This is a genomic window from Paraburkholderia humisilvae (genome assembly GCF_902859855.1).
Classification (GTDB): Bacteria; Pseudomonadota; Gammaproteobacteria; order Burkholderiales; family Burkholderiaceae; genus Paraburkholderia; species Paraburkholderia humisilvae.
Window position 1 is genome coordinate 19,329 of the sequence record NZ_CADIKH010000008.1, and the last position, 23,740, is coordinate 43,068.

The window sequence follows — 23,740 nt, forward strand, 5'->3', positions numbered from 1 at the left end:
CTTCTGCGGCAGCCGGCGCAAGCCTTGTGATGGCTTACATGGCCTTTTCAGCCTTCTTCAACTGTGCTTCACATGTCACACAACGTTCTAGTGACCGCTGTTCAGCGCGGCGATCGCGAGACCGTTATGCTGCACGTTGCCGGCACCGCCCGCGATGTTCACGCCAATGTTGCCGGACGCGCCCGCGAGCGTATTGGCGCCGAGCATCGCGGAGCCCTGGAACTGCCCGCGTACCGACATGTCGGCGGTTTGCGAGTTGTCGTCGGTGGCCACCATCGCCGTCGTCTGCGCGCTGCCTGCGTTGGTCGTCGTCACCGCGCCGGCAAGGCTGTTGTTCTGCACGTTGCCGATACCCGATGCGACGTTCACGCCGACGTTGCCCGTCACGTGCGACAGCGAACCGTCGCCGACCGATGCGTTCAGGTTGAAGTTATTGATCTTCGCGCTGCCGGCCGAACCCTGCGAGTTGAAGATCTGCGCGTTGCCGAACACATTGCCGACGTCGACCGACGCGAGCGCGACATCATTGCTCTGCGCGTTGTCGATGCCTTCCGCGACGTTGATGCCGAGGTTGCCCGATACGCCCGTCGCGGCGTTATTGCCGGTGCCGGCGTTCAGCGTGCCCGGAGCCTGCGTGTTCACGTACTGCGTCACCGAGCCGGTCGTCGTTTCGTTGACCGTGCTGAGCGTATCGTTCACGTTATAGCCCCAGCTCTTCGATGCCGACGTCGACGTCGAGAACGACGACGAACCCGAGCGCGACGAGGAACTCGAGTTCGAGTCGTTATGCGCGACGGTGTTCGTTGCGCTGGACGACCGGTTGCCCGAACCGCTGTTCGCCGCTTGAGCGGACCAGCTCTGCGAGCTGTTCGAGTGCTCGCTTTCCGTGTCGCTGTGGCTCGTGTTCAGATGGCCCGACGCGTTTGCGTCAAACGAGTTCGACGCGCTCGACATGCCGTTCTTGCTGAACGAGCCGCTCGCGTTGGCTTGCGACTGCTCTGAGCCGTTCGACGAATAGTCCTTCCAGCCGCCGCCCCAGTTGTTGCCCTGCGAGCTGTAGCTCGATGAACCCGACGCGCCTTGCGAGACCTTGCCCGAGAAGTCGCCTGACTTCGAGCTCGAGTGCTTGCTGTTGTCGCTCACCGAAATCCCGGCGTCGAAGGACGACGAGCTGTTGCTCGCGTGGCCGCTGTCGCTCGACTGGTGATGGTCGCTCGAGGCGCTCGCCGTCGACTGGTTGCCGTACGAATAGTTGCTCGATGACGAAACCGTCGTAGTCGAGTTCGACATATGCGAGCCCGACGACGAATCCGACGACGCATGCTGCTCGCCGGTCGAGAACGAGCTGTTGCTCCATACGCTGTTGGTGCCGGTGCCGGTTGCGCTGGCGGTGGTGTTATTGACCCGCGTGGTCAGCGCGCCGCGCATATAGCTCTGCGCCGGCGCGTCCAGCGACGCGTTGACGTTGACGCCCTGCGTATTGTTGACGACCGCGCCAGCAGTGCTCGACACGGATACGCAGCCGAACAGGCGCACGTAACCCTCGATGCCGACCTGCTCGCCGACCATCGTCGCACTGAAGATGTACGGGTTCTTCATCTGGCCCGCGAACACGCTGCCGGATGCCGCGGCGAGGACGGCTGCCGCGATCAGGGTGCGCTTTAATTTCATGATGTCGCTCCGATACTTGTGGTCAGTTAGAAAAGAGTGCCCGCCGGGGGACGGAGCACAAAACTGTTCGCCGTGGCATTACCGGCTCCGGCTGTCTGGTTGATCTGCACGATGCCATTGACGTTCTTGAAGGCCTCGTTGGAGATGGTCGCCTCCCTCGCGTCGTGAACCCCGTTCGGTCGCGCCAGACCACCGTTTTTCGGGACCGCTGCGGACAGCACGCTGTCCGAAACGGTCTCGACTCCGATCGCGGCAGTGCCGAGCTGCACACTGTTGCGCTGGAGATTGCCCGCGCCCGCGGACTGGTTCACCAGTACGGCGCCGGATGAATTCGAAAAGGCATTGCCCGCGATCGATGTGCTTGCACTCGTGACCTTCGCGGAGGCGGTCGCGCTTTGGGCGCTCGCGTTGTCGTTGGCCACCGAGCCGCCGGTCGAGATCGTCAGCTGATTCGCTTGCGCGTTGTTCAGGCCCGCGGCCTCATTGACGGTGATCGCGCCGGTCGCGCCGACCGCGGCGCCGGTTCCGATACTCGCATCGCCGCTGACACGCGCAAGCGTTTGCGCGTTCGCGTCATACGTCGAACACGCTAGCGCGGCCGTGAAACCCACATAGGCGGCGCGGACGATCCGTGCTTTTAGCCACGACCTCAGTTGCATCATCAGCTGGCGCGCGTTCATTTCATGCCTCCCAGCGCGCCGCTGAGCGCGTTCGACAGCGGCATGAGCGAGCCCGTCACCGACGACGAGATCGTGCCGCCGATGCCCGGCGCGGGCTGGCCGATGCCGCCGGCGCCGAGCGCGACGTTATTGCCGGTCGTGTTGCCGGAGAGAATCCGCGTGACCGCCTGCATCCCGGTGCCGGCGAGCCCGCCAGGCGAATTCACACCGGTCGAGCCGCGGGCGTTGGTCAGATCGGAGTCGGACGCGAGTTGCGCCATCGCCGGATTGAAGCTGTTCGCCGGGAACGTCGTTGCACTCGATAGCACGGGCTCCTGACTTCTGGGCACCGAGTCGAATGCATCGCGCGGTGCGACTTCGCGCTCGAGCACGATGTCGCCCGGATTCGTGGCCTGCTGTGCGTGTGCCGCGCATGGGATGAAGGCCGCATGCACGGCCGTCAATGCGAGCAGCACAGGTGTAAGCCGGCTGCGTGACGTCTGCAACGATGCTTTGAGCGACGCGTTCATGTGTTCCCCGACAGCGTGTTGTTCCAGTGGTACAGCGGTCTCTCGCGCGATATTTCCTGCGCCTGTCAGGCGGCCGGTCCCGGTTCGGCCGCACGGTGCTGCGTTATTTCCTCACTCACTTCCTCAGGTAGCTCGCGACATTGTTTTGCGCCGCACGCGCGGCGTCGACCGGGACCGGCAGCGGCGCGGGCGGTGCGATTTCGTCCCACAGCGTGACCGACGAGCCGTGCGTCAGTTGCGGCGTCGCCGCGACCATCGTGAGTCCGTTCGCGCCACCGCGTTGCCGTGCGAGCACCTGATCGTCCAATGGGATGTCGGTCATCGAAACGACATCGGCAGGCGTGTTCAATACCTCTATGGACGTTCTGTCTTCGCTATCGGCAGCCGCCGTTTCCGGTGCCGCCGCCGCTGCGGGCATCGTGTCCGCGAGGACGGCGTAACCGGCGTCGGTGGAGTTCGACGAAGCGGAAACCTGTGCGAATGCGCTGGTGGACGGCGTGATCAGCGAGAGCGCCGCGCCAAGCGCAGCGAGGCTGGCAAGCGAGCGCGCCGAAGCCAGGATTTGCCAGCGGACGAAGCCGATGGCGGGGTGGCGATCGGATGAAGCGCCGCGGGAAACGAGTCGCATGATGTGTCTCCTTCGTGCGGCACATTTAGCGAAACGTATGCCATCGCGGGCAATCCGTTGGTGCGTCTGGTTTGTGTGTTAACGATGTGACGCGGGCAATCGCAAATCGGCTGAAAACGTTTCAGCACTGATACGCGACCGGTCGAATAGCGCGAATTCGACCATTACTTGCCCGGACAACGATTTTTTTGCGGCGGATAAAGCATGGGGAAAGCTTGTGTCTGGTTTTATTCAGAAAGAACTTACCGTTGATTCTTTGGCCGCCGGTCAGCGTTACCTAATCAAGAGGTGCTGAATTAATTTGCATATTTGTTTTTCGAAGGGCCGTACGTATAGTAAGCTCTCGACTACAGCACAGGTTTTAAAAAACCCATTCTTGGGTCGTTCAATAAGCGCCGTTTTTCGGGGATCAGCTGTCCGTACGGAATGGAATGGCCGTTCGGTTTTCGTTGTATATGCGAATCCCGATGCGAATTGGCGTATCTGAGGAAAGCGTGGAATAGCGGTTCAGGTACGTGCGTCATCCTTAACGTTCGTTGACGAGAGGATCTGAATAATGGAATCCGCAACGCGGCAACTGATTTACGTTTCACGCGATCCCAGTGCTGACCTGAACGCGCGCTTCCATGAGCGGGGCTGGCACGTCGAAGTGGTCGGTTCGGCGCGCGATGCGCGCCGCGCGGTACGCGCCGGCACTGCCGCCGGCGGCCTGCTCGATCTGTCGAGCTGTTTCCAGCAACACGAAATCGCTGCATTCGAAACCTGCCTGACCATGCCCAATGTCGGCTGGGTCGCGGCCACGATGCCCGGCCAGCTGCAGGACGCGGCATTGCGCCGGCTGGTGCGCGATTACTGTTTCGACTACGTTACGGTACCTTATTCAGGTGACCGGATTGTCGACTCGGTTGGTCACGCTTACGGCATGATCTCGCTCGGCGAGGAATCCGCGTCGAACGACGCGACGCAAATCGCGGGTACGGAAGGCGAAATGGTCGGCTCGTGCGATGCGATGCTCGCGCTGTTCCGCTCGATCCGCAAGGTTGCGATGACCGACGCACCGGTGTTCATTTCCGGCGAATCGGGCACCGGCAAGGAACTGACCGCGGTCGCGATTCACGAGCGCTCGGCGCGCCGCAACGCGCCGTTTGTGCCGATCAACTGCGGCGCGATTCCGCCTCACCTGCTGCAATCGGAACTGTTCGGCTATGAGCGCGGCGCGTTTACCGGCGCGAATCAGCGCAAGATCGGGCGCGTCGAGGCGGCCAACGGCGGCACGCTCTTTCTCGACGAAATCGGCGATCTGCCGCTCGAAAGCCAGGCGAGCCTGTTGCGCTTCCTGCAGGAGCGCAAGGTCGAACGGCTGGGCGGGCATGGTTCGATCGAGGTCGACGTGCGGATTATCTCGGCGACGCATGTCGACATGAACAGCGCGATGATCGAAGGGCGTTTCCGCTCGGACCTGTATCACCGGCTGTGTGTGCTGCAGATCGACGAGCCGCCGCTGCGCGCGCGTGGCAAGGATATCGAGCTGCTCGCGCGGCATATGCTCGAACGTTTCAGAAAAGATGCGAGCCGGCGGCTGCGCGGCTTCGCGCCCGATGCGATCGCCGCGTTGCACAACTACAGCTGGCCGGGCAATGTGCGCGAGCTGATCAACCGGGTGCGGCGTGCAATCGTGATGTCGGAAGGGCGCGCGATTACGGCGCGCGACCTCGAGTTGTCCGAATACGTCGAGATTGTGCCGGTGTCGCTTGCGCAGGCGCGCGAGGCGGCCGAGCGGCAGGCAATCGAACTCGCGTTGCTGCGTCACCGCGGGCGTCTCGGCGATGCCGCGCAGGAACTCGGTATCTCGCGCGTCACGCTGTACCGGCTGTTGTGCTCGCACGGGATGCGGCATATGGAAAGCGAGCAGATCACGCCGCATGTGGAGTTGCCGCCGTCGGTTCAGCATTTGTGAGTTGAGTGCGAACTCGGCTCGTTTGGCACCCTGCGCCGTGCGGGTTATCACGCGCATCGCTGTTTGCGGCGCGGTTATTTCTCTAGTGAAACTCAAGTCCAGCGTTCGATTGCGGCGGCGACGGCTCTAGCCGGCGGAGGTGCCCGCACGAGCGGCGAATGCGTCAGTCTTGCGCGCGTGCAGCGCGTATCCCCAAGCTTGCTAGAATCCGGGTTTCCCGTCGTCATCCGACGTCGACGGCGCCGCCTCTTCCATTGCGGCGCCATGCCGAAGGAACCCGCATGAAACAGTATCTCGACCTCGTTCGCACGATTCTCGACACCGGCAACTGGCAGGAGAATCGCACCGGCATTCGCACGATCAGCATGCCGGGGGCGATGTTGCGCTTCGATCTGCAGCAGGGCTTCCCGGCGGTCACCACGAAGAAGTTGGCATTCAGGTCGGCAATCGGCGAACTGGTCGGTTTTCTGCGCGCGTCGCGCAGCGCGGCGCAGTTTCGCGCGCTGGGTTGCAAGGTGTGGGACGCGAACGCGAACGACAATCCGCAATGGCTTGCCAATCCGTACCGCGAAGGGCCGGACGATCTTGGCGATGTGTACGGCGTGCAGTGGCGCCAATGGCCCGCGTACAAGGTGCTCGACGCAACGGCGAGCGCCCAGCTCGAAGATGCCGCCGCGCGCGGATTTCAACCCGTGACCGAGTTCGAAGAGAGCGGCCGCCGCAAGGTGTTGCTTTATAAGGCAATCGACCAGCTGCGCCAATGCCTTGACACGATCATGCGCAACCCGTCCGATCGGCGGATTCTGTTTCATGCCTGGAACCCGGCGGTGCTCGATCAAATCGCGCTGCCTGCCTGTCACTTGCTGTACCAGTTCCTGCCGAACGTTGCGCAGCGCGAGATCTCGCTGTGCCTGTACATTCGCAGCAACGATATTGGTCTTGGCACGCCGTTCAATCTGGCCGAGGGCGCGGCGCTGCTGCATCTGGTCGGCCGCTTGACGGGCTACACGCCGCGCTGGTTCACGTATTTCATCGGTGATGCGCACATCTACGAGAACCAGCTCGACATGCTGCAGCAGCAGTTGACGCGTGAGCCGTATCCGAGCCCGCGTCTCGAGATTGCCGAGCGGGTGCCCGAGCATGTGAAAACCGGGGTGTATGAGCCGCACTGGCTTGAAAAGGTGGAGCCGTCCGATTTCTCGCTGGTCGGGTATCAGCACCATGAGCCGCTGACCGCGCCGATGGCGATTTGAGCACCCGGGCATCCGGGTGCTCGTGCGTCGGAATGGACTCAGGCCGGTCGGCGGTGTGCGATGTTGCCCGTCGCGGCTACCCATATCGAGTCCTGAATCTCGATGACTAAGTGATCAGCCTGCGATAAGGCCCGCCGCAAGTGTATTGCGGCGGGCCTTTTCATTGACGGCGGCACGATTCAGGCGCTGCCGCGGCTTAGCTGCGTCGATGGTCGTCGTGACCGCCGCCCGTCGCGCGCTGTTCCTGATGCGGTTGAGGCTGTGGATGCGGCTGCTGCACCGGTTGCGGTCGCGCTTGCGGCTGCGGGTGAGACTCGGGCCGCGGCTGCTGGACTGGCTGTGGCCGTGGTTGCGGCATCGGCTGCGGCCGCGGCTGTTGCACCTGCTGCTGCGGTCTTGGTTGCTGCGCCGGTTGCGGATGAAACTCGGGGCGCGGTTGCTGAACGGGCTGCTGCGCCTGAGGCGGACGAGCTTCCGGCTGTGGCGCACGCGGTGCTTGCTGAACAGGCGGGCGAGGCGCATTCGCCTGCGGATTGACGTCCGGGCGCTGTTGTGGGTGCGCGAACGCTTGTCCCTGCGCTTGTCCCGGGGTTCGTCCCTGTGGCTGTCCCTGCACTTGCGGCGGCCGGCCGCCGCGCTGCGCGAACGGCTGTTGTTCCGGCCGGTCACCCCGTTGATCACCCTGCTGTTGCGCGATAGGCGCATGCGGTTGTGTCCACGACGGCTGACCGCGCGACGCCTGCGGCTGATTACCCGGTTGCGGGCCTGCGTGACCGCCCGGCATGCCTGCGGCCGTGCCGCCCGCGAGTTGCGGCGGCCGTGGCACGCCGTTGCCCGGTCGTGCTTGCGCATTCGGCTGCGGCGCGGCGGCGCTGGCTTGACCGGACGTCGGCGGGTGGCCCTGCGCAGGCGTGCCGGCCGCGAACGGCTGCGGATGCGGCACACCATTCACGCCATTGGGCTGCCCGCTAAGTGGAGCGTTGGGTTGACCATTCGGCTGCCGGCCGGGTTCACCCCGCGGCCCACCGCCCGCGACACCGCCTTGCGGCGGCATGCCGGGTCGCTGCATACCGACCGGTGCGTGCACGGGACCCGGTCCGTGCGCCGCGACCAGCCGCACGTTCGGCTGCGGTCCACCGGCCTCGCCGATCCTGCGGCCGCCGAAATTCGCAGGCACCGATGTGTGCACAACCGGATTTCCCGCGCCTGGCACGCGGCCGCCACCCCGCGCGAACTGTTGCGCAAGCTGATCACGATAAGCGGGCGGCACCTCCGGCCGACGTGTCGCGACGACCGGGCGCGCGATCGCTGTCGCGGGCGGCCGGTAAGCCGCGTTGCGCAAACCGGGAGCGAAACTTTGCCGAACCGGTGCAATGCCCGGCGCGCCGGGGGTGAAGCGCGCGTTATGCCACTGCCGCGGATCGACCTTCTGCGCGAAGCGGTTGACCGGCTGGCCATGCACGAACGCGGTCGCCGGCACGCAGGTCACCGCATGAGGCGCATGGTAATTGACATACGTGTTGTGAATGTTCGTGATGGGGTGGCCATGCCCGAAGATCGGCCGGTTTACGCGATCGTAGTAACGCGGGCTCCAGCCGTGACCCCAATGCGGATGCCACGGCTCGCCTGGCCCGAGCGCGAACCACGCAAGCCCGGCGGTCGCGACACCGCCGACTGCAAGGCTGACGCCGAAGTCGACATCGCCGCCGCCGTCGCCGACAAATGCGACGAGCGCCGGCGCATAAACCGGCGGTTCGCTGACGATATCGCCCGGCACCCACGCCCACCCATTGCCGACATACGCCCAGCGGCCGTAGTGATACGGCGCGAAGCCCCATGGCGCATCGTCGACCCACGTCCAGCCCCACGGCGCCTGCCAGACCCAATGGCCGTCCTGGTACGGCGCCCAGCCGGCGGGCACCTGGTTCGGCGTCCACACCGCGCCGTACTGCGGGTCCTGGCGCCACGTGCCGTTTGCGTCGAGGTCCTGATAACCGGGAACATCGCGCGACAGGTAACGGGCGGACACCGAGTTGTCTTCCGCGGCATCGCGGCTCGCGGCCCACTGATCAAGCGCATCGGGCGCGGGCGCGCCGTTCGACGCGGCCTGCTGCAGGTTGGTGCCGGAAAAGCGGATCTGCTGGCCTGCGGCGATCGGCACCTGGCCGCCGTCGCCGTACACGGTCGCGCTGCCGCTACGCACGGTCACCGTGGTCTCGCTGCCGTCCGGTGCGACGTCCACGCGGTAGTCGCCCGGCGCGCCAATCCCGAGCGCGAGGTTGGGTGTGTCGATTTCATACGACGCGCCGGCCGGCAGTTCGCGCACGCGCGTCGACAGCGTGCCTTGTGCGACCTTCAGCTGCGTGCTGTCGTCGTCGAGATTGAGGATGTCGAGATTGGTCGACTCGCCGATACGCACCGCCGTCGAGCCGATATGCAGCTCCGAGCGCGCGCCCTTGTCGTTCCACAACTGGTCGCCGGTCGTGAGCGGCCGGTTGACCTGCGCGTAGGACCAGTCGGTCGCGCCGGCCGGCTCGGTCGTGACCGTGCCGGCCATGTAGTTCAGGCGCGCGATGCGGCCCGGAGGATCGGCATCTTGCGCGTCCGCGGGCTGCGCGCCGGAAGGCGGCGTTTGCTGCGCCGCATCCGGTGGCGGCGCGGGTTCGTCCTGCGCGAATGCGCGTGGCACGCCGGACATTACGAACAGCGCGGCCGCAACCGCTGCGATGACGGTACGCACCGCGGGCGATGCGCTGCGCAAGCGCGGCGCGGGAGTGCCGGGCCTGATCTGAGCGGGGCCCCGGCCTTCAATGAGATCGGATGGGACGGCAGTATCCGCAGCAGGTTCGGTAGTACGGTATGGCGAAGAAATAGGGGTGTGAGTTTTCATTGGTGACTCCGTCGGGTGCCTTGCAATAAGGCACCGTGTGAAATCACTGTACCTGCGGCGCGTATTTCAAGACGCGTTCTTTTGTAAGCCACCCGGCCCGCGCTGTAACAAGACGTGTCCCCCGATGCGTAGCCGCTTCGCGATCGCGTTGCAGCGCGCAAAGGCTTCGCATTATGCGCCGCGCAGGAAGTCGTCGAAATGACGGTGACCGGCGGGCGTCACGCGTAGCACGCGCGGCCGCTCGGCGCGCTCGACCCAGCCGTGCGACGACCACGCATCGAGCAGCGCCGCGCCGAGTGCGCCGCCCAGGTGCGGCCGCCGCTCACTCCAGTCCGGGCACGTGCATGCGAAGCGCCGTCGCAGCGCGCGCTGGCTCGAGACGTCGATACCCCAGCCCGCCAGCCGCGCGGCGCCAGCGGGCGTCGCGTCGAGTGTGTCGCCTTGCGTCGCCAGCAATCCGCCGCCGACCAGCTGCTCGTAGACGCGCACCGCCAGTTCGCCGGCCATATGGTCGTAGCAGGTGCGCGCGTAACGCATATCGACGGGCACGGTCCTCACCGGGCGCGGCGTCGGACGCTGTGGCGCGGCGGCCTGTGCGACATTCGCGAGCGCTTCAATCGATGCGGCGATATCCGCGGACGCGATCCGGAAATAACGATGCCGGCCGCGCACTTCGAGCGCGAGCAAGCCGCCTTCGGTGAGTCGTGCGAGATGCGCGCTCGCGGCCGACGGCGACAGTCCGGCGATCAGCGTCAATTCACCCGCGGGTCGCGCGCTGCCATCCATCAGCGCCCATAGCATGGCGGCGCGGCCGGGATCGGCGAGCAGCCCGCCGATGCGGCTCAAGCCGGGGAAGTGACCGGTTGCCTCGGTTAGCGGATTGGACATCGGAATCTCCTCGATCTCGTGGATGGGTGCGGCCGGCCAGGTGCGGCCGGCGCCCGCAGAACACAGGCCTACTGTACTCGTCGGGCGCATTCGACGTTTCAGTCTCACACGAAATATCGGATGCATGATTCGTTCCCGGCGAGGCCGTTCTGCGTCGTGCAAGCCCGTCAGGCTAGAATTGCAGAAGGTTTTGTCTGAGCCGTTCCGTTATATGAAAATGAAAATCCTCCTTGCCGCTTGCGCGGTCCTCGCCGTGCTGTCGTGCGCCGCTTGCGCGCAAGGCGGCGCGAGCACGCCGGTGGCCGGCTCCGCCGGCAGCATCCAGATGTACGGCACGATGGACGAAGGCGTCAGCGTACGCAAATAAGGCGTGTCCCCGGGCCGCATACCGTTATTTCACGGCGCTCGTATAATCGGCTCCTTTCAATTCGCAGATCGACCGGAGTCAACATGAGCACCCCACCCAACGCGGCGCCGGATCGTTCGGAGACGACGTTCCGCTTCCTCGCCGAGCCGACCTCGGTCAATTTCGGCGGCAAGGTGCACGGCGGCGCGCTGATGAAGTGGATCGACGAGACCGCGTATGCATGCGCGGCGGTCTGGTCCGGCCGCTACTGCGTAACGGTGAGCGTCGGCAATATCCGCTTTCGCCGGCCGATCCTCGTCGGCAATATGGTCGAACTGCGCGCGCGCGTGGTCGCGACCGGACGCACCAGCATGCACATTCACGTGTCGGTGTGCGCGGGCGATCCGAAGGGCGGCGAGCTGCTGCAAACCACCGATTGTCTCGTCGTGATGGTGGCCGTCAACGAAAACGGACATCCGGTGCCGGTGCCGACGTACGTGCCGGTCACCGACGAGCAGCAGCGTCTCGCAAAGTACGCAATGGACGTGAAAGCAGCGCTCGATGCGATCGTCGAGCTGAAGCCTGAGGAAGTGGCGCAGGGGAAGGTTTGATATTGACGCGGTGCACGCAGCGCCTCCTGCTGCAGGCGCACCGCGCGTGACGCTAATCAGCGTTTCACATCGCCGACCATATCGTGCGGCCGTACCCACTCGTCGAACTGCTGCCCGGTCAGATGTCCGAGCGCGAGCGCAGCCGCCTTGAGCGTCGTGCCTTCCTTATGCGCTTTCTTCGCGATCTGCGCGGCCTTGTCGTAGCCAATATGCGGGTTGAGCGCGGTGACGAGCATCAGCGATTCGTTCAGTAGCGTGTCGATGCGTTCGCGATTCGGCTCGATGCCCACTGCGCAGTTATCGTTGAAGCTGTGCGCGCCGTCGGCGAGCAGGCGGATCGATTGCAGCACGTTGTGCGCGATCATCGGCCGGAACACGTTGAGTTCGAAGTTGCCGCTCGCGCCGCCTACGTTGACCGCGACGTCGTTGCCGAACACCTGGCAGCACAGCATCGTCATCGCTTCGGACTGCGTCGGGTTGACCTTGCCCGGCATGATCGAGCTGCCCGGCTCGTTCTCCGGAATCGACAGTTCGCCCAGACCGCAGCGCGGGCCGCTCGCGAGCCAGCGAATGTCGTTTGTGATCTTCATCAGGCTTGCGGCAATCGTTTTCAGCGCGCCGTGCGCGAACACCAGCGCGTCGGCCGCGGCCATCACCTCGAACTTGTTCGACGCCGATACGAACGGCTGCCCAGTCAGCTTCGCGATCGCGGCCGCGACCTGATCCGCGAATTGCGGATGCGCGTTGAGACCCGTGCCGACCGCGGTGCCGCCCTGCGCAAGCTGATACAGATGCGGCAGCGTCGCTTCGACATGGCGCATGCCCTGATCGAGCTGCGCAACGTAACCGGAAAACTCCTGGCCCAACGTGAGCGGCGTCGCATCCTGCAGGTGGGTACGGCCGATCTTCACGACGTCGGCGAAAGCCTTTGCCTTGCTGTCGAGCGTCTCGCGCAGCGTCTTCAACGCGGGCAGCAGATGCTTGACGATGCCGATCGCGGCGGCGATATGCATCGCGGTCGGAAACACGTCGTTCGACGACTGGCCGCGGTTCACGTCGTCGTTCGGGTGCACCAGACGCGCTTCGCCGCGTTGGCCGCCGAGCAGTTCGCTCGCGCGGTTCGCGATCACCTCGTTGAGGTTCATGTTGGTCTGCGTGCCGGAGCCGGTTTGCCAAACGGCCAGCGGGAATTCGCCGGCGTGCTTGCCTTCGATGATTTCTTCGGCCGCATGCACGATCGCCTTCGCCTTGTTTGCATCGAGCACGCCGAGGCCGAGATTCACTTCGGCGGCCGCACGCTTGATCAGCGCGAGCGCATGGATCAGTTCCGGCGACTGCTTCTCGGTCGAGATGCGGAAATTCTGCAGCGAGCGCTGCGTTTGCGCTCCCCATAGACGATCGTTCGGCACGGCGATTTCGCCGAACGTATCGCGTTCCATCCGTACTGCTTCGGTCATGATTTCACTCCGCTTGACTGAATGACGACGGCGCGCGGTACGCGCCGTCAAAGCTGGTCGTTGACTGGCAACAGCAAGAATAAACCCGTCAGCGCATTCCGGTAGAGACCGGCGTTCGGATCGACGGAGTAGGTGACCGTGCGGCCGTCTTCCTCGTCGGTCCACTCGAGATCGGAATGGCTTGCCGACCCACGGAAGAAGTAGTCCGACGGGTCGGAGAGCGTGACGTGGTAGCTCGATTGCGGTCCGGTCACGCGGTCGAACAGCTCGGCGACCTGTTCGGCGAGCGGCCCGCTGTGGATCACGAGCCCGAGCTCGGTGTTCAGATGCGCGGAGCGCGGATCGAGATTCATCGAGCCGATCACGAGCGTCTTGCGATCGAACACAAGCGTCTTCGCGTGCAGGCTCGCGCGTGAGCGTGAACCGAACACGCCGGTGCGCGCGCTTTCGGCCTGCACCGGCTTGAACTCGTATAGCGCGACGCCGGCGTGCAGCAACGGTTCGCGATACGGACTGTAGCCGGCCTGCACCGCGACCGCATCGGTCGCCGCGAGCGAGTTGGTCAGCACCTTCACCTTGACGCCGCGCGCGGTGAGGCCGGCCAGCGCCTTGACGCCCGCATCGTGCGGCACGAAGTACGGCGACGTGATCAGCACTTCCTGCTGAGCGTGGTCGACCAGATCGCGAATGCGCGCGATCACCGGGCTCTGGTAGTCGTCGACGGGCTCACGCACCTTGGCCGGCGAATCGGCATTGAACTCCGCATGCGCCCACGTGAGGCCGAGCTCGTCCTTTTCGATCTGCAATGCGAGCGGCGTCGCGTTCAACGGCTTGGCGTTATAAGGGTCCGCGTTGTCATGCCAATGCTTGCGCAATGCGTCGCGCGTCTGATCGAGCTGCTTCGGATCGAATTGCTGCTTGTTCAACGCGCTCAACGGATAGGCGCTGCGGTCGTTCCAGTATTCGTCGAAGCTCGCGGAGATGTCCGCGGTAATCGGGCCGGCCGCGAGCACATCGATGTCGCGGAACTGCAGGGTCGGGCTCGCGCTGAAGTATTCGTCGCCGAGGTTGCGGCCGCCGACGATGGCGAGCTCGTTGTCGGCGATCATCGCCTTGTTGTGCATCCGGCGCGTGAAGCTGCCGATCTGCGTAAAGAAATTCGACGTGCGCTGATACAGACTGCCTTGCGCGCTGCCGAACGGGTTGAACACACGGATCTCGATGTTCGGATGCGTGTTGAGCGCGGCCATCACGTCGTCGAGGTCCTTGAAGTTCAGGTCGTCGACCAGCATCCGCACGCGTACGCCATGGTCTGCCGCATAGAGCGCGGCCGCGAGCAGCAGCTTGCCGGTGGTGTCCTCGTTTGCGATGTAGTACTGCATATCGAGGGTTTTGGTCGCGGCGCGCGCGAGCGCAATGCGCATCTGCAGCGCTTCGGTGCCATTGGGCAGCACGCGAAAGCCTGACTCGTCGGGGTGGGCGGCTTCAGGTGCGGCAAGCGCGGCCGCGAGCGGCGTCGCGGCGGATTGCGGCAGCGCATGCGTGACCGGCTGGTCGAACGACGAAGCGGGCGGACGGGTTGCGCAGCCGCCTAGCGCGGCGGCCGCGGCGACCACACACGTCGCGCGGGCCAGTATGCCGGATGTGTTGGGTGGCGAACGAAGGGTGATGAGGGTGCGGATGAACAGAGCAAAGACCGATAGCGCGCACCATGCGCGGTATGGCGAAGCATCGCGATCTTGACGGTGGTACGCCGGCACACTGATCCTCCCGATGGGACATCGCGCAATCGCCCGGCGGGGCAGGCGTCACGTTGGGAAGGCCATTCTACGAGGAATCGGCGGCGCGGGTCGGGAAGATAGCAAGCGTTGCGCGATGGCCGTGCGCCGCGGTTTTGCGGTGCGACGGACGCTTGCAACGCTTCGCGCGATTTGGCGTCGCGGTTCGCGAAGTACGATTGTGGCGCGCCACGTTGACGTCGTCACTGGTTGAATGCGCAACGAACCGTGACGGACGTTGCGCGCCAGAGGATGGACTACCGCTGCGGCGATGCGGTGGGACGCGCCCCGCCTGGTGTGTGCACCGCGATCTGTTTGGCGCTCTTCCAGTGAAAGCGCAGCGTCATCAGCAGCGCGACGCTCGCGAGCCCCGCGGCGAGTCCCCACCACAGTCCGCGTGCGCCAAGGCCGAAGTGAAACGCGAGCACGTAGCCGGTCGGAAAGCCGATGCCCCAGTAGCCGAAGGTCGCGGCTAACATGGGTATGCGGGTGTCCTTGAGTCCGCGCAGACAGCCGGAGCCGACCGTCTGCATGCCATCGACGATCTGGAAAATGGCGGCGACGCCGAGCAGCGAACTCGCGAGCGCGACTGTACCGGCGTTGGCCGGATCGTCCAGATGCAGATACAGCCCGACGATCCAATGCGGCGTGGTGATCATCACGAGCCCCGAGAGCGACATGAAGCCGACACCGAGCCCGAGCGCGACAAAGCCCGCGTGGCGCGCGGCGAGCGGCTGGCCCGCGCCGGACCAGTAGCCGACCCGCACGTTCGCCGCCTGGCCGATCGCAAGCGGCACCATGAAGGCCACCGATGCGACGTTCAGTGCGATCTGATGCGCGGCGAGCTGGGTTTCGCCGAACAGGCCCACCGTCAGCCCGGTCGCGAGAAACAGCATCGATTCGACGCCGTAAGTGATCGCCACCGGCCAGCCGATGCCGAACAGCTCGCCCATCAGCGGCACATTCGGACGCACCGCACTGACGAAATGCCGGTAGCGCGGCCGCAGATGCAGCAGCGCCATCAGCATCAACGCGGAGAGCCAGACCGTGACCGTCGTCGCGACGGCTGAGCCGAGGAAGCCGAGGCGAGGCAGTCCATACGCGCCATGAATCAGCCCGTAGTTGAGAAAGCCGTTGAACACGACACTGCCGATCGAAACCCACAGCAGACGTTTCGCCGCGCCGATCGCCGGCAGGAACGAGCGCATCAGCCCGACACCGATCAGGCTCGCGGGCGCGCCCCAGCGCAGCACCGCGCAGTATTCGCCGATGTGCTGGGCGAGCACGGTGGGTTCGCCGAACGTGGTCAGGATCGGCGCGGCGAATGACAGCAGCACGAATGCCGGAACGGCGAGCAGCATCGACAGCGCGAAGCCTGTCCAGTAAATGTCCGGCACGCGGTTGTCATCTTGCGCGCCGCGCGCATGCGCGACGCTGACGCTGACCGACGTCAGCACGCCCTGCAGCAACGTCACCACGACGAAGAACAGGTTCGCGCCGAGGCCGCCTGCCGCGAGTGCGTCCGGGCCGAGCGAGCCGAGCAGCACGGTGTCGGTGACGCTCATCGCCATTTGCGACAGCTGCGCGATGGCGAGCGGCGCCGCGAGCCGCGCGGTGTCGGCGGCATGGCGTGATAGCGACGGCGACCCGGCAAGCGGGCGGGAGAAACCGGATTGGGACATGACGGCAAAAGGGGCGCGGCGCCGCATCAGATTGTCTGCGCCGCATGTAATGTTTTTGTTAAAACGAACAGCTTATTGCGTCGTGCGACGGCTGTCGATCAGCAAGCTCGTTTGCGGTGTGGGTTTTCGGCGCGCGACGCCGCGCGATGCGTCACGTTCACGCTTCGTGGACGGCGATGCGGGTATCGCCGAGCAACACCGCCTGTCCCGCGCGAATCTTGCACGTTTTGCGCAGCTCAACCTGGCCATCCACGGTGACTGCGCCGGATGCGACAAGCGCCTTCGCTGATCCGCCGCTATCCGCGAGACCCGTCAGTTTCAGCAGATTGTGCAATTCGACGTAGTCGCCGGTCAGGGTGAAATCGAGGTTGGGCATGGCAGTTGCGGGTTGGGCGCGGTGAGAGAGGCGGGTGGGGGCAGGTAGGACGGAAAGGGATTCGCATCATAAGCCAAAGCGTAGGGCACGTCGCCCTGCAGCGGAAAGTGGGGGCGAGTGCGCCGCGAAATCTCTGATGCAAGCGGTTGTTATACGGATGTTTGAAAATGAAACCGTAAGTAACACCGGCTGTTTATGGCGAACTTCGCTCGAAAAGACACGGTCATTGGAATGGACCTTTTGCATTTCGCATTAGGCTGAATAAATGACTGGATGGTGCGCGCGCTGTACCGTGCGGCGCCCGGTTGACAACCTTCAGAGAGAATCGCCATGCCCCAGCTTCGTTTGCTGCTGATCGGCAGTTCGGTCGCCGCGCTGGCCACGACTGCCGCCGTCGCGCAGATCTCCGCGCAGGCGCCCGCCACGCAGCGAAGCGCGCCGCCCACCGCGCCTGCCGCACAGGGCGTTCAGATGCCGACTCCCACCCGCCAGGCGCAGGCGCAGCAGACATTGACCGCGCCTGCCCCGCACGACCCGCTCGCGCAGAAACGCAATGCCGATGCTCAAGCCAACGCCGGGCACGGCGACCCGAAGAAAGGGACGAAGGGGACGCAGGCGCAATAACAGGACGAACAACGCGAACGAAAAAAGGGCGCTTGTCGTCGCGCATTGTATGGATATACAGTATGCGTCGCCCTGACTCGTACCCCGTTCGCACGCCGTGCCTTCCGCCGCCGCTAACCCGTCTGCCTCTTCATCCGCGTGCGCGTCTGCTTTCGCCGCGCCCGGCGCCGATGCGTCGGGCGCCGCCGCATGGCTCGCGAAACTCAACGAACAACAGCGCGCCGCCGTCGAGCACGGCACTGACGATCTCACGCGTGCGCCCGGCGCGTTGCTGGTGATCGCCGGCGCAGGTTCCGGCAAGACCAGCACGCTCGCGCATCGCGTCGCGCATCTGATGGTGAAGGGCGCGGACCCGCACCGCATTCTGCTGCTGACGTTCTCGCGCCGTGCGGCGGAGGAAATGACGCGCCGTGTGGCGCGCATCGCCCGCGAAGCACTCGGCGCACGCGCGGCGCTTGCGCAAGGTCTCACGTGGTCGGGCACGTTTCACAGTGTCGGCGCGCGTTTGCTGCGCGAGTACGCGGACCTGATCGGCCTCGCGCCGACGTTCACGATCAACGATCGTGAAGACTCCGCCGACCTGATGAACCTCGTGCGTCACGAACTTGGCTTTTCGGCGAAAGATCGGCGGTTTCCGTCGAAGTCGACGTGCTTTGCGATCTATTCGCGGGTCGTGAACACCGGCGCGGCGCTTCCCGACGCGCTGAATAACGCATTCCCGTGGTGCCGCGAATGGGAAGCGGACCTGCGCGTGCTGTTCGCCGCCTATGTCGACGCGAAGCAGAAGCAAAGCGTGCTCGACTACGACGATCTGTTGCTCTACTGGTCGCATATGGCCGCCGAGCCATCGATTGCCGCGGACCTGTCGGGCCGCTTCGATCACGTGCTGGTCGATGAGTATCAAGATACGAACCGTTTGCAGGCGTCGATCCTGCTCGCGCTGAAACCCGATGGCCGTGGGCTCACGGTGGTCGGCGACGACGCGCAGTCGATCTATTCGTTTCGCGGCGCGACGGTGCGCAATATTCTCGATTTCCCGACGCACTTCGATCCGCCCGCGACGCAGGTGACGCTCGAGCGCAACTACCGTTCGACGCAGCCGATTCTCAGCGCGTCGAATGCGGTGATCGGACTCGCCTCCGAACGCTTCACAAAGAATTTGTGGACCGACAACGCATCGGCGCAGCGGCCGCGCGTCGTCACGGTTGCCGACGATGCCGCGCAAGCGCGTTATGTTGTCGAGCAGGTGTTGGCCGCGCGCGAAGCCGGCGTGAAACTGAAGTCGCAGGCGGTGCTGTTTCGCGCGGCGCACCATAGCGCCGCACTCGAGATTGAATTGACCCGACGCAACATTCCGTTCGTCAAGTTTGGCGGACTCAAGTTTCTCGATTCCGTGCACGTGAAGGACGTGCTTGCGGTGCTGCGCTGGGCGGAAAACCCGCGCGATCGCGTGGCGGGTTTTCGCGTCGTGCAACTGCTGCCGGGCGTCGGGCCAGCGACCGCGGCGCGCGTGCTGGAGGTGGCCGCTGCGGTGGCCACCCAACCCGCCGCTCGACCGGACACGGCGGCGGGTGTCGCGGACGAATCGAGCGGCACAAGCGAGGTCGCCGGCGTGCGCGGCACTGACGGCACTGACGGCACTCACGGCGCGGCCCACGCGCTCGCCACCTTCGCCCCGCCGGCTCGCGCGCACGAAGACTGGCCGGCCTTCGTCGCGTTGATGTCGACGTTAGGCGAACGCACGTCGCCGTGGCCGGCCGAATTCGAACTGATCCGCCGCTGGTACGAGCCGCATCTGGAGCGCAACCACGAAGACGCCGCAGTGCGCCATGCCGACTTGCTGCAAATGGAGAGTATCGCCGGCACATACGCATCGCGCGAACGCTTCCTGACCGAACTGACGCTTGATCCGCCGGATGCGACGAGCGGCGAGTCCGGCGTGCCGCTGCTCGACGAGGACTACCTGATCCTGTCGACCATTCACTCCGCGAAAGGGCAGGAGTGGCGCAACGTATTCGTGCTGAATGGCGTCGACGGTTGCATACCGTCAGACCTCGGCACCGGCAGCGACGAGGAAATCGACGAAGAACGGCGTCTGCTCTATGTCGCGATGACGCGTGCAAAGGAAGATTTGCATCTCGTCGTGCCGCAGCGCTTCTACGTGCACCATCAGACGCATCTCGGCGACCGGCACGTATGGGCGTCGCGCACGCGCTTCATTCCGGCGGAGCTGTTGCCGCTCTTCGACGTGTCCGCGTGGCCCCCGGCGCCCGCACCCGCCGTCCCGACCGCGCAAGGGCTTGCGGCGGCCGCGCAGGCGAAGGTCGAGATCGCGGCCAGGCTCAGGAAGATGTGGGATTGAGCAGCCCGCCTGCGGGCGCGGGCCTGACGCCAGGTGCCGGATTCATGCGGGCGGGATTGCGGCCACGACCGTGGCCAAAAGTGCAACCAGGCGTGCGGCGAAAAAGCGCCGCCAAAAGTACGGCCGAGAGCACGGTCAAAAACGCAGCTAAAAACGCGGCCGCCGTCCCTACCGCGGCTGCCGCTGCTGCTGTTGTTGCTGCGGAGGCTGGGGACGCGGCAAGGGCATAAAGAAGTTGCGCAGCCACGCGGCAAGGCGCGTGAACACGTCGTACGGCTCCTCGACGAATATCTCCGGCTTCAGCAGGCGCAGATACTCCATGATCTGCTGCGCCTCCTGCTTCTGAAACGACCCGTGCGTAATGCCCAGGCGCAGCAGCCCGCGCAGTTCGCCGAGTTTTTCGCGCGCCGTGCTGCCGAAACTCGTTTCGCACGCAACCTTCGCTTCGTAGACGCGCTGGCGCAGCGATTCCGCGAGCCGCCATGCGGGCGTCTGCATCGATTCCTCGATCGCCTGAATGTCTTGCGCGGCGGACTTGATCTGCGCGGCGAGCGGGTCGATCAGGCCCGGGCTGCATTGCGCCTCGTTGACAATCGCCGTCGCCCATTCGCGGCACTGTTTCGCGAGTTCCTCCGGGGTCCATTCGGAGCGCGACGCGAATGCAAAACCGAATTCCGTCGCCTGCCGCATCAAAATCGCGACAACGTCAGGAAACTCCTTGTCGAGCGTGCGTTTGGCCCATGCGTATTGGCCGCCTTGCAGCATCCGCTGCACAGCGTGCTCGGTCAGCGGCACCATGCTGTCGAGCAGCTTGGCGCGTAGAAAATCTTCGAACGACGGTGTCGCGAACTGCGAGTCGAGCTTCTGCGAGACGCGCACGAACGCGTCGAAATCCTTGCGCAGCGAGGCGACAGTGTCGTCCTTCAGTGAAAGGGTGATTTGCCCCATGTCGTATCCCGTTTGGTCATCCGGTGCAGCGCATCGCGTGCGCGAGAGCGGCGGTTTGCCCCCGCGAGAAGGGCGGTCGAACGATGCGCGGCACGGTCGAGGTCCGTTAGCCGGGGGCGCATGGGAGCTAGCCAGGCTAACGGACCTCGACTGTTTATCGGCGGCGGGGATAGAAACTTGAGGGATTCAGGTTGCGGCTATTTCAGCACGACGCCTTGCCAGACGAAAAACACCGCAAGACCGACCGCGATCGTCAGCAGCGGGCGTTTGGTCAGCGCACTGACGGCGAGCGCGGCGAGCGCGCCGACCAGTTGCGGATTGCGCCAGGTCAGCTCGGCGCCGGCGCCGTGCGGCGAGACCGCCATCGGCACGATGATCGCGGTCAGCACGGTGACCGGTACGAAGCCGAGCGCGGTGCGCACGAGCGGCGGAAACACCAGGCGATCGCCGAGCACGAACACGGTGGCGCGGATCAGCCATGTGATCGCCGCCATGCCGCCGATCAACAGCACATAGTTCATTGCGACACCTCCGCGGTCGTGTGCCGCTGCGTGCGCGGTCGCGACAGGAGCACGCCGACCGCGACTCCGGCGAACACCGCGGCGAGCAGCCCGAGCTTGTACGGCCACGCCTGCCAGAAAAACGCCAGCGCGCCGGCGGTGACGGCTGCCGCGAGATAGCGCAGCGCGACGAGCTGCGGCACGACGATCGCGATAAATGTCGCGACCATCGCGAAGTCGAGGCCGAGCGACTGCAGGCCCGGGAACGCGGCGCCGAACAGCAGGCCGGCGAGCGTCCATAACTGCCAGTTCAGATACATCGACAGACCCGAGCCGAGGAAATAGTACGGGCCGACCGCGCCCGGCGGATGCAGCCGGTAGTGGGCCCATGCGACCGCGAATACCTCGTCGGTGAGCAGGCCGCCGAGCGTCCAGCGCCAGCGCGCCGGAAGATGTGCGACATAGGGCGCAAGCGTTGCGCTATACAGCATATGACGCAGGTTGACGATGAAAGTGGTGGTCCAGATCACGGCAAAGCTCGCGTGCCCGGCGATCAAGCCGAGCGCGATAAATTGCGCGGCGCCGGCAAATACGATCAGCGACATCAGTTGACCCTGCAACGGATGCAGCGGACCGGACGTGACAAGCGTGCCGAAGATCACGCCGAACGGCGCAGCGCCGATCAGCATTGGGATCGTGTCGCGCGCGCCGGCGGTGAATGCACGAAAACGGTGGGTTGGCGTCAAGCTGGTTTCCTCCAGGCAGCCAGCTTAGTGCCGACCAAGGGGACGCGCTTGTACGTTCTTGCGGTCCGGAGCGGGGTTCCGGTGCAGTTGCGGTGGGGTTGCGGCGGGTTCCGGCAGGGTTGCGAAAATGGCCCGCCCGCCGCCGCGCGTTCGCGCGAATCAGGTGCCCTGCCAGCGCCCCGGCGGCACGCCGAACATGCGCCGGAAATGCCGCGTGAAGTGGCTCTGGTCGGTGAAGCCGCTGGCGGCCGCCACCTCGGTGACCGACACGCCCGCGCGCAACGGCGCGAGCGAGCGCTGCAAACGAATCTGGTTGCGCCACGCGTGCGGCGCGAGGCCCGTTTCCCGCGAGAAGAGGCGAGCCGCATGGAACGGCGACAACCCGACGGCGTCGGCCAGTTCCGCGAGCGTCACCGGAGCGGCCAGCGCTTCGCTGAGCCGTTCCTTCATGGTGCGCACACGTGTGTCGCCGGCGACGGATCGGGGCACGTCGGGGCGCGTGCGACCGTAGCGGACCAGCAGCGTCGACAGTGCATCGAGCATTGCCGCGTGCGCGGCGAGCGGATCGCCGTTGGCCTCGAGCAGCCGATGTGCGTGCGACAGACGCTGAGCGAGATCGATGTCGCGAATCACATCGGCGTCAAACCACGGCACCGGCTGCGCGGCGCCCGCGATGTCCTCCGCGACCTGCTGCAAATAGTCGACCGGCGCATAGAGCACGCGGTAGCGCCAGCCTTCGTCCATCGCGCGCGAGCCGGTGTGCAGTTCGCCCGGATTGATCACGGGCACGCTGCCTGCCTCGGCGACGTGGCGCGACCCGCGATACCGATAGGTTTCCGCGCCTGCTTCGATCACCGGAATCGTGTACGCGTCATGCCAATGCGGCGTGAATTCGTGATCGTGGTATTCGGCCGTGAGCAGGTCCGCACCGGGCAATAGCGGCGTACGCCAATAGCGGGCGGAATCGCGAAAACGGGTCGTGGTCATCGTGCAGGTCCAGCTGAATTCCACAGTTTACCGCGTGCTTCAACTGCCAGACAGACTGCTTTCATGGGCGCGGACGGCTTTTGTTCGGATGCAGGGCGCCCGTTGGCCGTCCGCGTGCGTCATTTCACCGGAATTGTCGTGCCGGCGGGCATCGGCACTGCGGTGACGCTGTTTTTTGCGCTGCCGGTCGTGACCCGGTCGCTGTAGGTCAGATAGACGAGCGTATTGCGCTTTGTATCGACGACACGCACGACGTGCAACGTCTTGAAGATCAGCGACATCCGTTCGGTGAACACGTCGGCTTGCTGTTTCAGCGGCCCGCCCGCGAAGCGGATCGGCCCGACCTGGCGGCACGCGATCGACGCTTCGGTCGGATCTTCGGCGATGCCGAGTGTGCCCTTGATGCCGCCTGTCCGCGCGCGCGACACGTAGCAGGTGACGCCTTCGACGGCCGGGTCGTCGTATGCCTCGACAACGACGCGATCCGACCCGGTGATGTGAAAATTGGTGTTGACGCTTGCCACTTCCTCAGCGCGCGCAGGCGGTGTGGCGAGCGCTGCGCAGATCGTCACGAGCGCGGAAAAAACCATGACGGCCGCGAACGGCGCGCGAAGCTTGGCGAGTTTCATTGGGACACCGGAGAAAAAGCCACATCGTATACCAGCGTGGCTGCGCTTCGCGGATCGCCCGAGGGCGGGTGGTGCAGCGACAGCGGATGAAGCGGCTATGCGGATCCGGTCGGCGAAATAGGGCGCGGCATATCCATCGCGTCGTGAAGAATCCGTAGTACATCGATCGACGAGGGCTGTGAAAAACGCAAGCACAAAGCAAAAGGGCTGCGCGACGC

Annotated in this window: 21 protein-coding genes; 6 read left to right on the forward strand and 15 right to left on the reverse strand. The window is 65.1% G+C overall.

Translation table 11 applies throughout. The annotated features are described in order from the left end of the window. Positions 1 to 87 precede the first annotated feature (87 nt). From HV796_RS09770 to HV796_RS09785, 4 genes are all read right to left on the reverse strand, one after another. Positions 88 to 1,671, reverse strand: a complete 1,584-nt coding sequence (locus tag HV796_RS09770; protein WP_175226279.1) for a hypothetical protein — start codon at positions 1,669 to 1,671, stop codon at positions 88 to 90. Positions 1,672 to 1,697: 26 nt separating this feature from the next. Then, entirely contained in the window at positions 1,698 to 2,330 is a 633-nt protein-coding gene (locus HV796_RS09775) for a hypothetical protein (protein ID WP_175226456.1), read from the reverse strand. Between the two features lie 17 nt (positions 2,331 to 2,347). Further along, positions 2,348 to 2,860, reverse strand: coding sequence for a hypothetical protein (locus HV796_RS09780; RefSeq protein ID WP_175226280.1), 513 nt, complete (start codon positions 2,858 to 2,860; stop codon positions 2,348 to 2,350). A 115-nt stretch (positions 2,861 to 2,975) separates the two neighbouring features. Beyond that, complete coding sequence (locus HV796_RS09785) at positions 2,976 to 3,488, reverse strand: hypothetical protein (RefSeq protein ID WP_246355787.1); 513 nt, start codon at positions 3,486 to 3,488, stop codon at positions 2,976 to 2,978. A 556-nt stretch (positions 3,489 to 4,044) separates the two neighbouring features. Here HV796_RS09785 and HV796_RS09790 point away from each other — a divergent pair. Both HV796_RS09790 and HV796_RS09795 read left to right on the forward strand, forming a co-directional pair. Further along, the gene (locus HV796_RS09790; protein ID WP_175226281.1) at positions 4,045 to 5,445 is read left to right on the forward strand and encodes a sigma-54 dependent transcriptional regulator; all 1,401 of its coding nucleotides are present in this window, start codon (positions 4,045 to 4,047) and stop codon (positions 5,443 to 5,445) included. Between the two features lie 281 nt (positions 5,446 to 5,726). Beyond that, the gene (locus tag HV796_RS09795) at positions 5,727 to 6,698 is read left to right on the forward strand and encodes a thymidylate synthase (RefSeq protein ID WP_175226282.1); all 972 of its coding nucleotides are present in this window, start codon (positions 5,727 to 5,729) and stop codon (positions 6,696 to 6,698) included. A gap of 196 nt (positions 6,699 to 6,894) precedes the next feature. Here the strand turns inward: HV796_RS09795 and HV796_RS09800 are convergent, their stop codons facing one another. Together HV796_RS09800 and HV796_RS09805 are read right to left on the reverse strand one after the other, a co-directional pair. Further along, positions 6,895 to 9,396, reverse strand: coding sequence for a DUF6600 domain-containing protein (locus tag HV796_RS09800; RefSeq protein ID WP_377692959.1), 2,502 nt, complete (start codon positions 9,394 to 9,396; stop codon positions 6,895 to 6,897). 363 nt (positions 9,397 to 9,759) lie between these two features. After that, positions 9,760 to 10,476 carry an ArsR/SmtB family transcription factor gene (locus tag HV796_RS09805; protein ID WP_175226283.1) on the reverse strand — a complete coding sequence of 239 codons (717 nt, stop codon included), beginning with the start codon at positions 10,474 to 10,476 and terminating at the stop codon, positions 9,760 to 9,762. Positions 10,477 to 10,687: 211 nt separating this feature from the next. Between HV796_RS09805 and HV796_RS09810 the strand changes: the two genes are divergently transcribed. Both HV796_RS09810 and HV796_RS09815 read left to right on the forward strand, forming a co-directional pair. Beyond that, positions 10,688 to 10,843, forward strand: a complete 156-nt coding sequence (locus HV796_RS09810) for a hypothetical protein (protein WP_175226259.1) — start codon at positions 10,688 to 10,690, stop codon at positions 10,841 to 10,843. 83 nt (positions 10,844 to 10,926) lie between these two features. Then, complete coding sequence (locus HV796_RS09815; RefSeq protein WP_175226284.1) at positions 10,927 to 11,433, forward strand: acyl-CoA thioesterase; 507 nt, start codon at positions 10,927 to 10,929, stop codon at positions 11,431 to 11,433. A 56-nt stretch (positions 11,434 to 11,489) separates the two neighbouring features. Here HV796_RS09815 and fumC read toward each other — a convergent pair whose 3' ends face one another. The 4 genes from fumC to HV796_RS09835 all read right to left on the reverse strand — a co-directional run bounded on the left by fumC (position 11,490) and on the right by HV796_RS09835 (position 16,726). After that, on the reverse strand, positions 11,490 to 12,890 hold the full coding sequence (fumC, locus tag HV796_RS09820; protein ID WP_175226285.1) for a class II fumarate hydratase: 1,401 nt from the start codon (positions 12,888 to 12,890) through the stop codon (positions 11,490 to 11,492). A 47-nt stretch (positions 12,891 to 12,937) separates the two neighbouring features. Beyond that, positions 12,938 to 14,527, reverse strand: a complete 1,590-nt coding sequence (locus tag HV796_RS09825; RefSeq protein ID WP_377692961.1) for a phospholipase D family protein — start codon at positions 14,525 to 14,527, stop codon at positions 12,938 to 12,940. A gap of 398 nt (positions 14,528 to 14,925) precedes the next feature. Next, positions 14,926 to 16,350: an MATE family efflux transporter gene (locus HV796_RS09830; RefSeq protein WP_175226286.1), complete on the reverse strand. Its 1,425-nt coding sequence runs from the start codon at positions 16,348 to 16,350 to the stop codon at positions 14,926 to 14,928. 157 nt (positions 16,351 to 16,507) lie between these two features. Further along, the gene (locus tag HV796_RS09835) at positions 16,508 to 16,726 is read right to left on the reverse strand and encodes an RNA-binding S4 domain-containing protein (RefSeq protein ID WP_134193103.1); all 219 of its coding nucleotides are present in this window, start codon (positions 16,724 to 16,726) and stop codon (positions 16,508 to 16,510) included. Positions 16,727 to 17,056: 330 nt separating this feature from the next. Between HV796_RS09835 and HV796_RS09840 the strand changes: the two genes are divergently transcribed. Continuing rightward, positions 17,057 to 17,350 carry a hypothetical protein gene (locus tag HV796_RS09840; RefSeq protein WP_175226287.1) on the forward strand — a complete coding sequence of 98 codons (294 nt, stop codon included), beginning with the start codon at positions 17,057 to 17,059 and terminating at the stop codon, positions 17,348 to 17,350. Positions 17,351 to 17,447: 97 nt separating this feature from the next. Further along, entirely contained in the window at positions 17,448 to 19,712 is a 2,265-nt protein-coding gene (locus HV796_RS09845) for an ATP-dependent helicase (RefSeq protein WP_175226288.1), read from the forward strand. A 168-nt stretch (positions 19,713 to 19,880) separates the two neighbouring features. On the opposite strand, the gene HV796_RS09850 is transcribed toward HV796_RS09845, so the two are convergent. The 5 genes from HV796_RS09850 to HV796_RS09870 all read right to left on the reverse strand — a co-directional run bounded on the left by HV796_RS09850 (position 19,881) and on the right by HV796_RS09870 (position 23,483). Then, complete coding sequence (locus HV796_RS09850; protein ID WP_175226289.1) at positions 19,881 to 20,660, reverse strand: DUF4088 family protein; 780 nt, start codon at positions 20,658 to 20,660, stop codon at positions 19,881 to 19,883. A gap of 197 nt (positions 20,661 to 20,857) precedes the next feature. Beyond that, positions 20,858 to 21,181 carry an AzlD domain-containing protein gene (locus tag HV796_RS09855; RefSeq protein ID WP_175226290.1) on the reverse strand — a complete coding sequence of 108 codons (324 nt, stop codon included), beginning with the start codon at positions 21,179 to 21,181 and terminating at the stop codon, positions 20,858 to 20,860. Beyond that, entirely contained in the window at positions 21,178 to 21,849 is a 672-nt protein-coding gene (locus HV796_RS09860; RefSeq protein ID WP_175226460.1) for an AzlC family ABC transporter permease, read from the reverse strand. The genes HV796_RS09855 and HV796_RS09860 overlap by 4 nt, the downstream gene beginning before the upstream one ends. 216 nt (positions 21,850 to 22,065) lie before the next feature. Further along, entirely contained in the window at positions 22,066 to 22,893 is an 828-nt protein-coding gene (locus HV796_RS09865; RefSeq protein WP_175226291.1) for a helix-turn-helix transcriptional regulator, read from the reverse strand. Between the two features lie 119 nt (positions 22,894 to 23,012). Then, on the reverse strand, positions 23,013 to 23,483 hold the full coding sequence (locus tag HV796_RS09870) for a CreA family protein (protein WP_175226461.1): 471 nt from the start codon (positions 23,481 to 23,483) through the stop codon (positions 23,013 to 23,015). Between the last annotated feature and the right edge of the window lie 257 nt (positions 23,484 to 23,740).

What these genes read in the sequence shown, in the direction of transcription:
- HV796_RS09770 (WP_175226279.1), bottom strand. Translation starts at nt 1,671, where the DNA reads ATGAAATTAAAGCGCACCCTGATCGCGGCAGCCGTCCTCGCCGCGGCA.
- HV796_RS09775 (WP_175226456.1), bottom strand. Translation starts at nt 2,330, where the DNA reads ATGCAACTGAGGTCGTGGCTAAAAGCACGGATCGTCCGCGCCGCCTAT.
- HV796_RS09780 (WP_175226280.1), bottom strand. Translation starts at nt 2,860, where the DNA reads ATGAACGCGTCGCTCAAAGCATCGTTGCAGACGTCACGCAGCCGGCTT.
- HV796_RS09785 (WP_246355787.1), bottom strand. Translation starts at nt 3,488, where the DNA reads ATGCGACTCGTTTCCCGCGGCGCTTCATCCGATCGCCACCCCGCCATC.
- HV796_RS09790 (WP_175226281.1), top strand. Translation starts at nt 4,045, where the DNA reads ATGGAATCCGCAACGCGGCAACTGATTTACGTTTCACGCGATCCCAGT.
- HV796_RS09795 (WP_175226282.1), top strand. Translation starts at nt 5,727, where the DNA reads ATGAAACAGTATCTCGACCTCGTTCGCACGATTCTCGACACCGGCAAC.
- HV796_RS09800 (WP_377692959.1), bottom strand. Translation starts at nt 9,396, where the DNA reads ATGTCCGGCGTGCCACGCGCATTCGCGCAGGACGAACCCGCGCCGCCA.
- HV796_RS09805 (WP_175226283.1), bottom strand. Translation starts at nt 10,476, where the DNA reads ATGTCCAATCCGCTAACCGAGGCAACCGGTCACTTCCCCGGCTTGAGC.
- HV796_RS09810 (WP_175226259.1), top strand. Translation starts at nt 10,688, where the DNA reads ATGAAAATGAAAATCCTCCTTGCCGCTTGCGCGGTCCTCGCCGTGCTG.
- HV796_RS09815 (WP_175226284.1), top strand. Translation starts at nt 10,927, where the DNA reads ATGAGCACCCCACCCAACGCGGCGCCGGATCGTTCGGAGACGACGTTC.
- fumC (WP_175226285.1), bottom strand. Translation starts at nt 12,890, where the DNA reads ATGACCGAAGCAGTACGGATGGAACGCGATACGTTCGGCGAAATCGCC.
- HV796_RS09830 (WP_175226286.1), bottom strand. Translation starts at nt 16,350, where the DNA reads ATGTCCCAATCCGGTTTCTCCCGCCCGCTTGCCGGGTCGCCGTCGCTA.
- HV796_RS09835 (WP_134193103.1), bottom strand. Translation starts at nt 16,726, where the DNA reads ATGCCCAACCTCGATTTCACCCTGACCGGCGACTACGTCGAATTGCAC.
- HV796_RS09840 (WP_175226287.1), top strand. Translation starts at nt 17,057, where the DNA reads ATGCCCCAGCTTCGTTTGCTGCTGATCGGCAGTTCGGTCGCCGCGCTG.
- HV796_RS09850 (WP_175226289.1), bottom strand. Translation starts at nt 20,660, where the DNA reads ATGGGGCAAATCACCCTTTCACTGAAGGACGACACTGTCGCCTCGCTG.
- HV796_RS09855 (WP_175226290.1), bottom strand. Translation starts at nt 21,181, where the DNA reads ATGAACTATGTGCTGTTGATCGGCGGCATGGCGGCGATCACATGGCTG.
- HV796_RS09860 (WP_175226460.1), bottom strand. Translation starts at nt 21,849, where the DNA reads ATGCTGATCGGCGCTGCGCCGTTCGGCGTGATCTTCGGCACGCTTGTC.
- HV796_RS09865 (WP_175226291.1), bottom strand. Translation starts at nt 22,893, where the DNA reads ATGACCACGACCCGTTTTCGCGATTCCGCCCGCTATTGGCGTACGCCG.
- HV796_RS09870 (WP_175226461.1), bottom strand. Translation starts at nt 23,483, where the DNA reads ATGGTTTTTTCCGCGCTCGTGACGATCTGCGCAGCGCTCGCCACACCG.